The following is an 11113-nucleotide window of genomic DNA, read 5'->3' as shown; positions in this document are numbered from 1 at the left end:
GGAGCAATCGATGCTGAATCCTTTTCTTTCCATGAAAGCTATAGATAAATCATTTGGAAATGTAAATGCTCTGAAAAATGCTGAATTTGAACTTAAAAAAGGCGAGGTTCACGCTTTACTTGGGGTAAATGGCGCAGGGAAAAGCACGCTTATGAAAGTACTCTCTGGTGTGTATGAGCAAGATGTGGGAGAAATTTTGTTAGAAGGAGAAAGAATACGTATACGTTCGCCTAAAGTCGCAAAGGATTTTGGAATTTATTGTGTATATCAAGAGGTAGATACTGCCATCGTTGCGGAACTCTCGGTTGCAGAGAATATATTGCTGGATAAGATTGTTGCTGGTTCTAATATGTTCATCTCCAAAAAGAAACTGAATAGGGAAGCACGGAATGCCCTGAAGCAGTTACAGGTAGTCAATATTTCAGTAGAAATACCTGCATTTATGCTCTCTCTAGCAGAAAAACAGTTGGTATTGATAGCGCGAGCACTTGTAAGTTCTGCAAAGGTTATTATCTTCGATGAACCGACGGCACCTCTATCCCTAAATGAATCTACCAAGTTATTTTCAGTCATTAAAAAGCTAAAAGCGACAGGAGTAGGGTGCATATTCATATCACATCGACTACCTGAAGTATTTGAGATTTGCGATCGGATGACCGTTATGGCAGAAGGTACGTTAGTTGGGACCTATAATACTTCTGAGACTAACCAAGAAGAGATTGTTGAAGCTATGCTAGGAACTTCTTATAGCAAAGATTTTCCTGCTCGTAAACATGTATTAGGAAATACATTACTTCGTGTTAAAAATATATCAAGAGGAGAAAAGGTAAGGGATATTTCTTTTCAAGTGTCTGAAGGAGAAATTGTTGGGATTGTCGGTCTTGTAGGGGCAGGAAAAACAGAGTTAGCTAAAACGTTATTCGGATATTCTCCATATACAGAAGGAAGTATAGAAATCCTAGGAAACACCTTAAAAATAAAGCATCCCAAAGACGCGATAAAAGCCGGTCTAGTTCTTATTCCAGAAGAAAGACGAAAAGAAGGGCTATTTGTTCAAGAATCATTACGAACCAATGCGTCTTTTCCTAATTTACAAAATTTTTCTCGTCTCTTATTTATGGATAAAAAGAAAGAAAAGTCCTTTGCAAAAGAGATTATTAAACGATTACAAATTAAAACAAGTAGTACTGAGACACCACTTGTGTATTTGAGCGGAGGAAATCAGCAAAAGGTTGCTATCGGCAAATGGACTTCGCTTGATTCCTCTCTTTATTTGTTCGACGAGCCAACAAAAGGCGTCGATATTGGTGCAAAAACTGATATTTATAGAATGATTCGTGAGTTTGCTGAAAAAGGGAAGGGTTGTCTTTACTTTTCAAGTGAAATTCATGAAGTTCTAGGGATTTCTGATCGCATTTTAGTTATGTATGATGGTCATATCGTGAAGGAACTATCACGGAAAGAAGCGACCCAGGAAAGGATTTTGCTTTATGCAAGCGGCGGTAAAGAGGAATAAGTTGCAAGAACGAGGTACAAATTTTTTGTTCAAGTTTGGAGCTATTGCGTTACTTATTTGTATTATTATTTATTTTAGTTCAATAAGCGATGCCTTTTTTACATATGCAAATTTCACAGATATTCTGCGATCTATTTCAATCGTTACCCTATTAGCATTGGGAGTTACCTTCACACTTGTAGTAGGAGGTTTTGATTTAAGTGTAGGTTCAACTATGTCGCTATCTACAGTTGTGACAGCCTCTCTGATGGTTTGGTACGAGATGCCTCTATGGCTTGTATTGATTGTACCTATTGTAGTTGGAGTATTAGTGGGTTTGTTGAATAGTTTCCTTATTGTAATTATAGGTATACCTGATTTGCTAGCAACATTAAGTACGATGTATATCGTTGCGGGCTTCCATCGAACTTATACAGAAGGGTATTCTATTTACAATAATATGCCCCTTACTTCGGGTGGAACTGCTCCAGGACAATTCTCAGAGGCATTTCTTTGGATTGGTCAAGGTAGATTACTTGGTTTACCTGTACCTGTTTGGATTATGTTAATACTCGTTGTAGTAGCTTATATTGTTCTCAATCATACACGGTGGGGTCGTATTTTATATATGACAGGTGGCAATGAGGAAGCGGCAATATTGTCAGGAGTGAACACACGCAAAGTGAAGTTCATTGCGTACATCATTTCTGGTATTTTTGCTTCATTGGCTGGAGTATTATTTACTGCAAGGGTCGGGTCAGGTCAAATTGATGCCGGTACCCCACTTTTAATGGAGGCGGTTGCTGCAGTTTTCGTGGGCTATTCGGTATTAGGAATTGGGAAGCCTAATGCGTTAGGCACTTTTTTTGGAGCAGCGGTAATTGGCATCCTACTTAACGGGCTAACAATTTTGAATTTGCCTTACTATGCATTTGATATTATTAAGGGAACAGTATTAGTTTTGGCGCTGGCAGCAACTTACGTTTATGCGAAGAAACGTTTTTCACGGGCTTAGCAAGAAGAAGATCTTCCTAACCAAATAAGATTTTTTCAAAAAAATTAAAATAAAATGGAATCATCGTTGAAATTTAAGATAATCTACTTCATTATGAAAGGTAGAGAATCTCTAATGTTCTGACTAAGAGATAATACACTAAATGAAGGAAGTAGTTTATGTCCGAGGAAAATATTACACGTTTATATGTCAACGATAAAGAAATTATATTAATCGGTACAGCACATGTATCAAGACAGAGTGCGGAACAGGTAAAGGAAGTTATCGATAGAGAACAACCAGATTCTGTTTGTATTGAATTGGATGAGCAAAGGTACCAATCTATTATAGATAATAATAAGTGGAGGCAGACGGATATCTTTAAGGTTATTAAGGATAAGAAAGCTACTCTATTATTAATGAACTTGGCGATTTCATCATTCCAAAATCGGATGGCTAAACAGTTTGATATTAAACCTGGCCAAGAAATGATACAAGGTATTGCAAGTGCAAATGAGAACGGGGCTGAGATAGTATTAGCGGACCGTAATATTCAAACTACTTTTTCACGTATATGGCATAATCTTGGCTGGACTGGAAAATCTCAATTACTTACTTCGGTTTTCTTTAGTATTTTCAGTAAGGATACAATATCGGAAGAAGAAATGGAGAATATGAAATCAAAGGATACGTTAAATGCTGTACTAGCTGAGTTTACGGAAACCTTTCCAAAGTTAAAAACACCTTTAATCGATGAGCGTGATCAGTACTTGGCTCAAAAAATTAAGGAAGCACCAGGTAAGAAAATTATAGCCGTTTTAGGGGCTGCACATGTCCCTGGTATTACAAAGGAAATTCATAAGGAGCAAGATTTAGCAAAGCTTTCGGCTATTCCGCCTAAGTCAATTGTTCCTAAAATAATCGGTTGGGCTATTCCAATTCTAATTGTGGCGCTAATAGTGATCACATTCTTTACAAATCCTTCTGCTGGTTTTGACCAAGCACTCAGTTGGATTCTATGGACGGGTTCTATGGCTGCAGTAGGAGCAGCGGTAGCGTTAGGACACCCATTGGCAATTCTAGCTGCATTTGTCACAGCACCAGTTACAGCGCTTCATCCTATCTTAGCGTCAGGCTGGTTTTCTGGGCTTGCCCAAGCATATATCAAACGTCCAACGATAGCTGATTTTGAAAAGTTATCAGAAGATGTCTTTACGATCAAAGGGTTTTGGAGAAACAAAGTTACGAGGGTATTACTTGTTGTTGTATTAACTAACTTATTTGGATCGCTTGGGACATTTATAGGTGGGGCAGATGTTATACGAGTATTTTTCAAAAATTTCTAAGTAGCTTATCCCTTGTGAAGCAAAGTGCTGAACAGGGGATTTTTTAAGATTCTAAGCTATTAGAACATAAAAGGAGTGTAAAATTTGGAGTGTAATAATTGCCAAGTAAATGAGTTAAAAATTGAGTTCAAGGTAGAAGGAGATTCAAACATCCCCCTACTAGCTGGTGTATTAGAGCATTTGAAACGCCGGGACATTTTAGTAGATGCAAAAGGGAATACGTTTATTGTTAAAGAATCAGATGTGAGAGATTTTATAGACTTCAGCCACGATCATATGGACGCCTCTCAAATTACATACAGAATTTCAAAACAGCCATGGGAGCCTATGGAAAAAATAGATGAAGTATTAGACGTTAAATGGATTGATGAAGTTATCAAAAAACAACTTATGATTTGTCATTATCAACCAATCGTAGATATAGAGGAGCAAGTATTTGCTTATGAATTACTAGCTAGATTTCCAAAGGAAGATGGTTCTATGATTTATCCAAATGAAATATTTTCCGCTGCTAAGGCAAGAGGAAGGCTATACTCTTTAGATCGAGCATGTCGAATGACCGCAGTAAAACATGCAACAAGTCTTAAAGGAAAGAAAGCATTTATTAACTTTATACCTACCTCTATTTATTCACCTGAATTTTGTTTGAAATCTACGACTGCATTAGCAGAAGAATTAGGTATAGATCCAGTTCAACTAGTATTTGAAGTGGTAGAAACGGAAAAAGTAGAAGACATAGAGCATTTAAAAAAAATTCTTGCATTTTATAAAGAAAAAGGTTTTGAATATGCACTAGATGATGTAGGAGAAGGATATAGTACGATGGAAATGCTGGCAGATATAAAACCAAATTATATGAAGTTAGATATGAAATATGTGCAAGGAATTTCCAATGATCTAAATAAACAAGCAGTTGCACAAAAGTTCTTAGAAAAGGCAGTAGAAGTGGGATCGATTCCTCTAGCAGAAGGTATAGAGGAGAGAGAAGATTTTGAATGGCTGAAAGAAACGGGCTACAAGTTATTTCAAGGTTATTATTTTGGAAAACCCGTTGCAGCTCCTATTTAAATACAACTTGATAAAATCAAAAAAACCAACTATTCGAAAGAATAGTTGGTTTTTTCTATAGACACTTATGCTTTCTTTTTAGTGTCCGTATCTTTGTCATCTAACTTAAACTCTTGTGTTACATCATCCACGATGTCTTTTGTGGAATTTTTAAATTCTTTTAATGTTTGACCGACTGCTTTACCTAATTGAGGCAATTTTGATGGTCCGAAGACGATTAAAGCAATTATTAAAATGATGATTAATCCTGGTACTCCAATGTTTGGCATGGAAGTTCCTCCTCTAATATGGTGATGTACAAATTTTCAATGGCTATTGTGTCTCAAACTATTTGTCTAAAATTTGATCCTCAAGCGCTTGTCTCGCAAGTTGTTTTTTATAAGACCAGCTGGAAACAAGGATACTAACTTCAAATAGCAGCAGCAATGGAATAACAATGATGAAATCTGAGATGAAGTCTGGTGGAGTAATAGAAACTCCTACAACAACTAGTACAAAATAAGATATCTTTCTCATTTTTCTCAGTCGATCTGGAGTTATTATACCCAATTTGGTTAAAAAAAGTATAATAACCGGTAATTCAAATACTATGCCTACGGGAATCACTAAGTTAAACATAAAAGTGAAATATTGTTTCATCCCGTATGTCTCTAAAGCACCAATGGAATCATTAATATTCGACATGAAATTCAGCATTAAAGGGAAAAGAATGTAATAACTGAAACTAATCCCGAGTAAAAAAAGAAGGAATGACACAGGGATAAAATAGCCTGTCCCTTTTGCCTCGTTCTCATTTAAGCCTGGTCTTACGAATAACCATATCTGATGTAATGCAATTGGTAGAGTAATTAAGATGGCTAGTATTAGTGCGCATTTTACGTAGATCATTAAGCCATCTGTATAACCGAAAACATTCCACTCCACATTCATAGCAGTTGGTTGCTGTTTTAAAAACGTAAGCGTTTTTGGAGCTAACCAAAACCCTAAGGCAAGTGAGAGGATAAATGTCGATGTAACAATGATAAGTCTTTTTCTAAGTTCTGTTAAATGTTCAACAAGCGTCAGTTGTTGTTCTTGGTTCATTTTTGATACCACCCCATTTTCTCAAATAAAGTGAAGCTTGTTTATATACTACTCGCAGCACCTGTCTGCAATCCATTATACCCAGTAAATGTTCTTTTGTACCATCCCACATTATACTCTTTCAGATCAAATTGTAAATAAAAGAAAACTTATTGTCACTAATAAAACAAGTATCAAGAAATTATTAACCTTTTTTAAAAAACTAGTTAGTTAGAATTAGATTGCTATTGAAAGGAGAATATAAATAACTGAATACATTAGAGAAGAATTAATGTTGTTAAACCAAATGCTCTTTGCAAATGGTGGCCAATTTTGGACTGTTCCTCCATCTTGTCTACTGTTGTATATAACAACAAGGTGGGTTATTAGTTAAATAATATTCATTAATCATTACGAGGCTACTTTTTTAAATGTAGCCTCGTTTTTGTGATTACACTGTTATCCCATATGTAAATAGAAAAAAGTATGAGTAGGTATACTCATAACTTCTTTTCTATGTTTTTTAGTAATTCAATTATTTGTTTTGCAGAGGTACCATCCCCATAAGGATTAGGGATTTTTGCTATTTTTGCGTGTTCACTTGGAGATTCAAGTAGCTTTCTTGTTGTGGCTAGAATTTTTTCCTTGTCTGTCCCAACTAATTGTAAGGTTCCGGCTTCGATACCCTCTATTCGTTCTGTACTTTCTCTAACTACTAGCACTGGAACATTAAGTGCAGGTGCTTCTTCTTGTATGCCTCCGGAATCTGTAATTACAAGGTGGCAAAGTTTCATAAGATGAGAAAAGCATTCATAGTCCAAGGGCTCAATCAGGTGTATACGGGAGTTTATATTATTTGTTATCAAATGATCTTGGACCTGTTTTTTGACATTCGGATTTGGGTGAACTGGGAAAATGATATCAATATCCTCAAATTCCACTAATAACTGTTTGAAAGCGAGGTAGATTCCCTCGAGTTTTATGAAATTTTCGCGCCGATGGGTCGTAACTAAAATAATACGTCTCTTGTTATCTATTATTTTTTGTATATTTGGTGGGAAGATATATGGTCTACTTGAAACATCTAAAAGTGCGTCTATTACGGGGTTACCTACTACAAAAATGCTGTTCTCTGGAATTCCCTCATGTAAAAGGTTTGTTTTACTCTTTTCCGTAGGGGCAAAATGATAGCTACTAAGACTCGTTACAAGTTTTCGGTACATTTCTTCTGGGAAAGGAGAATACATATTAAATGTACGCAATCCTGCCTCAACATGGCCAACAGGAATGCGATGTAAGAATGCTGTATAGGCACCAGTAAAAGTAGTTACAGTATCACCAAGTACCAACACTAAATCAGGGCTTTCCTTTTCATATACTTCTCCAATTTTTTTGATCATTTCAGCTGTTATTTCTTCCAGTGTTTGATTTGGTTTCATAAGGTTTAGTTGGTAATGCGGTCTAATTGAGAATAATGATAATACTTGATCGAGTATTTCACGATGTTGTCCTGTATTTACTAGGATGCAATCCATTTCTTTCGAGCTCACCAGTTCCTGTATAATTGGAGCAAATTTTATCCCCTCTGGTCGAGTACCAAAAATAATTAATACCTTCACCGTTGAGTCATCTCTTTTCCGGTAGGAACAAGCATGATTTTCGTTATTGTTCCGTCAATTACTTCAAAATTTGCCTCGTACACATTCCCCCAGCGAAGTAATGATTCTTGAGCAATCATACGAAATTGGTTATTTAATATTTCTTTTTCTTTTATAGTTATATTGGTACTATGTCTGCGTTGGTGATATAAGTCTTTGTCAACCCAGTGAAGTTCGAAGTCCTCAGCAATACGAAGGAACATTGCAAAATCATCTGCTAACAGAGGCTCTCCTTGGATTGTTGTTATCCACCCATTCAATTCTTTAAGTGTGGAAGAACGATACAATCTTGGACAATGCGTTTGAAATTTTTCCAACACTTCATATTTGTCCTTATAAGAAATCCCTTTATAAATTGGCCCTTCAAGCAATCCACCGTTCTCTTCAAACCAAACTTGTCTATTTGCATAGACTAAACCTACATTCGGTGGAAGTGAGAGCATTTCACCTACCATAATCTCTAACGAAGATGGATCAAGCCAATCATCGCCATCTAGCTCTAGTACATATTCACCAAGAACATATTGTAATCCGATATTGAGAGCTTCCGCCTTGGTTCTTTTACTAATGTGAATAGGGATGATTCGAGAATCGTGAATAGAGTATATTTCACTTAGAGTCGAATCGGTAGAACCAACGTCTATAGCAACAACCTGGAAGCTTGAAAAGGTTTGATTTAGTACACTTTGTATACAATTTTTTATATAATTCCCATGGTTACAGGCCGTAATAATAACAGTAACTTTCGGGATATCACCGTTTTTTCTTCTATGGTCTATACTTGCAGACATACTTTGGAGAAATAGCTCCTCAGAGGCTGTTATTGTTGTTAATGAATATTTCCCGTTTAAACGATAATCCATAAGAGGTTCTGGTAAAAATAGAAATTCACCAAGAGGCATTAATCTTATCCAAAACTCATAGTCAGAAACTAGTCCATATTTAGGATCATAACCATCGGCTTGTTCATATGCTTCTCTAGTGAAAAGAAAGGATGCACCAATAAAACAAGTTAACATTATTTCTTCTTTTGGTCGTTTCATCATTTCAGTAAGTGCAGGATACCAAGTGTTATTTATATCTCGAGATACTCGTTTTTCATCGATAGGATGATAAAGTGAATATACTAAAACTGTATCGGGAGTAGCATTCTTCATCGTCGCTACTAACTTTTCAAGAAAGTTTGGCCATTGTATATTATCACTAGATATCCAAGTAAGTAGGGCACAATCTAATAGTCTTTCAAAGCCCTCATTTAAGGAGTGTGCGATCCCTTTATTGAAGATGCGGTGAATAATAGTGTATTTACACGTTAGAAGCTTCGATGCTTCATATACTGCTTTTACCGTTTGGGCGTTTGCGCCATCGATAACAATTACTAACTCAAAGTTGCGGTATTTTTGGTTTTCGATAGCCTGTACACACTCAAACAAGTACTCTCTTTCTTGGTTGTATACAGGAAGCACAACGCCTACTTTATCGTTAGATTTTGAGCTATTTGAACCTTTCTTTCGTACTCTTAAGTGGCGATCTTTATTAGGTAGCCACTTGTACCATTTGCTATTTTCTGCGTTCATTTCTACCTTCCTTTACAGTTTTCAGCTACAAATATATATATTAAAGTGGCTGTCTTGTATACTATGAAAGGGCTGAGAATAGAAAGCGGCTAATATCCTAATAAATATATATAAAGATTTTTCGGTATAAGTAACGATATTGTAGAGAATGATTAAGGTGGAGGTGGTATATATTAAAACCATAGTAGCTTTTCTAGTCATTCTTATTTCTATCTTGCTATATTTTAATCTACAAATAGAGAAACCTATTCATTTTAATGAAGAGTTCCACGGGAAACAATTTTCGACATTTTATATGGAATATGAGGAAGAAAAAATAGAAATCGGGATGATTGGAGATGTATTACTCCATTTACCTCTTTACAATTATACAAACTTTGCTCCTTCCTTTTCTCCTGTACAGCAGGAATTAGAATCCATAGATTTGTTAATAGCAAATCAAGAATCCTTACCGGCCGGAAGAACATTTGGAGTATCTGGATACCCAAAATTTTCTAGTCCGCCTCATATTATAAGTGATTTAAAAGATATTGGTGTAGACGTGTTATCGATAGCTAATAATCATTCACTTGACCAAGGCGAAGAGGGACTCTTAGAAGCAATTCAACAGATGGAAAAGGTTGAAATGCCATATATCGGTGCTTTTAAATCAGAAGTAGACCAACAGACAGATCGGATATTCAAAGTGGAAAATATATCATTTGGACTTCTAGGTTATACCTACGGAACTAATAGTCATGAAACCCCAGTTGGTAAGGACTATTTAGTGAACCGAATAGAGGAAACTCGAATTATAAAAGAAATAAAGGAATTAAAAGCAAAGGTAGACTTTGTTGTAGTTAGCATCCATTGGGGAGCGGAGTACAATTTAGAGGCAAATGATACACAGAAAAGGCTAGCCAGGTCTATTTCAGACGCTGGTGCAAATATTATATTCGGTCACCATCCCCACGTTATCCAACCATATGAACAAATTTTGTCGGGAAATGGTCATAAAACACATGTGTTTTATTCATTAGGAAACTTTTTTTCTGGTCAAAAAGACGAGTATACTAATATTGGTGGAATTGCTAAAATAGAAGTTTTAAAGAAAAATGTGAATGGTAAACAAATTATGACTTTAGAAAATCCTAGCTTTATATCTACGGCTGTTTTAAAAGGTGAGCCCTATACGGTTAACTTTTTAAAAGATGTTGAAAGTGAAATAGGAAAAACAAATGCATGGGTGCAGCAGCATGTGTTTGGAGGAGAGTGAGTTAGGGGGGAACGTGTGAAAGAACAAGATCATGACAGATTACTACGTATTAAGACAGAAGGTGTAAGAGAATGGCAGCACCAATCGTCTCATTATAATCGATACGAAGCGACCCCATATTCTGCATTGGAGATTCTTTTTGACGAATATGACGAGTGGAAATCAACAGATCGCTTTGTAGATTTTGGATGTGGCAAGGGGAGGTTCCCATTTTACGTTTATCACCATTTGCATGCTTCAGCGGTTGGGGTAGAAATGAATGGCCAACTCTATCAGGAGGCAATGGAGAACTTAGCTAAATATATGGAGCGTGCTAAAAGTTCAAGAGCTTCGATTCAGTTTGAACATATATTTGCAGAAGGGTATGACATAGAAAAGGAAGATAATCGATTTTACTTTTTTAATCCGTTTTCTTTGCAAATTTTTCAAAAAGTTATAGATAATATCCTACGGTCAGTTGAAGACCATCCTCGCTCTGTGGATGTCATTCTCTACTATCCAACCTCAGAATATAGTCACTTTCTCGAAATTCAAACAGTATTTGAATTATGGAAGGAGATTCGCCTTCCTGGTTTATATGAAGAAAATAATAATGAACGGTTTTTAGTTTTCCGATTAGATTAAATATAAAACACTCCGCTTATAGTGGAGTGTTTTT

At 36.0% G+C, this 11113-nt stretch carries 10 protein-coding genes; 6 read left to right on the top strand and 4 right to left on the bottom strand.

The window, feature by feature from the left end; translation table 11 throughout:
* Positions 1 to 10: 10 nt before the first annotated feature.
* From MKX39_RS19175 to MKX39_RS19160, 4 genes are all read left to right on the top strand, one after another.
* A complete protein-coding gene (locus MKX39_RS19175) occupies positions 11 to 1516 on the top strand; it encodes a sugar ABC transporter ATP-binding protein (protein ID WP_340771206.1) in 1506 nt (501 codons plus the stop codon).
* A complete protein-coding gene (locus MKX39_RS19170) occupies positions 1491 to 2510 on the top strand; it encodes an ABC transporter permease (RefSeq protein ID WP_093537952.1) in 1020 nt (339 codons plus the stop codon). Before MKX39_RS19175 ends, MKX39_RS19170 begins: the two co-directional genes overlap by 26 nt.
* Before the next feature lie 158 nt (positions 2511 to 2668).
* Complete coding sequence (locus MKX39_RS19165; protein ID WP_093537951.1) at positions 2669 to 3835, top strand: TraB/GumN family protein; 1167 nt, start codon at positions 2669 to 2671, stop codon at positions 3833 to 3835.
* Positions 3836 to 3919: 84 nt separating this feature from the next.
* Positions 3920 to 4903: an EAL domain-containing protein gene (locus tag MKX39_RS19160; protein ID WP_340771201.1), complete on the top strand. Its 984-nt coding sequence runs from the start codon at positions 3920 to 3922 to the stop codon at positions 4901 to 4903.
* Between the two features lie 65 nt (positions 4904 to 4968).
* Here MKX39_RS19160 and tatA read toward each other — a convergent pair whose 3' ends face one another.
* From tatA to MKX39_RS19140, 4 genes are all read right to left on the bottom strand, one after another.
* Entirely contained in the window at positions 4969 to 5172 is a 204-nt protein-coding gene (gene tatA / locus MKX39_RS19155; protein ID WP_093537949.1) for a twin-arginine translocase TatA/TatE family subunit, read from the bottom strand.
* A 58-nt stretch (positions 5173 to 5230) separates the two neighbouring features.
* Positions 5231 to 5986: a twin-arginine translocase subunit TatC gene (gene tatC / locus MKX39_RS19150; RefSeq protein WP_340764195.1), complete on the bottom strand. Its 756-nt coding sequence runs from the start codon at positions 5984 to 5986 to the stop codon at positions 5231 to 5233.
* 479 nt (positions 5987 to 6465) lie between these two features.
* Positions 6466 to 7584, bottom strand: a complete 1119-nt coding sequence (gene wecB, locus MKX39_RS19145; protein WP_340771199.1) for a non-hydrolyzing UDP-N-acetylglucosamine 2-epimerase — start codon at positions 7582 to 7584, stop codon at positions 6466 to 6468.
* On the bottom strand, positions 7581 to 9200 hold the full coding sequence (locus MKX39_RS19140) for a glycosyltransferase family 2 protein (protein ID WP_340764191.1): 1620 nt from the start codon (positions 9198 to 9200) through the stop codon (positions 7581 to 7583). Before MKX39_RS19140 ends, wecB begins: the two co-directional genes overlap by 4 nt.
* Positions 9201 to 9363: 163 nt before the next feature.
* Here MKX39_RS19140 and MKX39_RS19135 point away from each other — a divergent pair, with 163 nt between their 5' ends.
* Both MKX39_RS19135 and MKX39_RS19130 read left to right on the top strand, forming a co-directional pair.
* Complete coding sequence (locus MKX39_RS19135; protein ID WP_340771197.1) at positions 9364 to 10455, top strand: CapA family protein; 1092 nt, start codon at positions 9364 to 9366, stop codon at positions 10453 to 10455.
* 15 nt (positions 10456 to 10470) lie between these two features.
* On the top strand, positions 10471 to 11079 hold the full coding sequence (locus tag MKX39_RS19130; protein ID WP_340771195.1) for a class I SAM-dependent methyltransferase: 609 nt from the start codon (positions 10471 to 10473) through the stop codon (positions 11077 to 11079).
* Positions 11080 to 11113 lie beyond the last annotated feature (34 nt).

It is taken from the genome of Psychrobacillus sp. FSL K6-1464 (genome assembly GCF_038003145.1).
Taxonomy (GTDB): Bacteria; Bacillota; Bacilli; order Bacillales_A; family Planococcaceae; genus Psychrobacillus; species Psychrobacillus psychrotolerans.
The sequence above is the reverse complement of the archived record's forward strand: the minus strand, read 5'-3'. Positions and strand labels throughout refer to the sequence as shown.

Coding starts and splice junctions, on each gene's coding strand:
- MKX39_RS19175 (WP_340771206.1), top strand. CDS start 11: ATGCTGAATCCTTTTCTTTCCATGAAAGCTATAGATAAATCATTTGGA.
- MKX39_RS19170 (WP_093537952.1), top strand. CDS start 1,491: ATGCAAGCGGCGGTAAAGAGGAATAAGTTGCAAGAACGAGGTACAAAT.
- MKX39_RS19165 (WP_093537951.1), top strand. CDS start 2,669: ATGTCCGAGGAAAATATTACACGTTTATATGTCAACGATAAAGAAATT.
- tatA (WP_093537949.1), bottom strand. CDS start 5,172: ATGCCAAACATTGGAGTACCAGGATTAATCATCATTTTAATAATTGCT.
- tatC (WP_340764195.1), bottom strand. CDS start 5,986: ATGAACCAAGAACAACAACTGACGCTTGTTGAACATTTAACAGAACTT.
- MKX39_RS19140 (WP_340764191.1), bottom strand. CDS start 9,200: ATGAACGCAGAAAATAGCAAATGGTACAAGTGGCTACCTAATAAAGAT.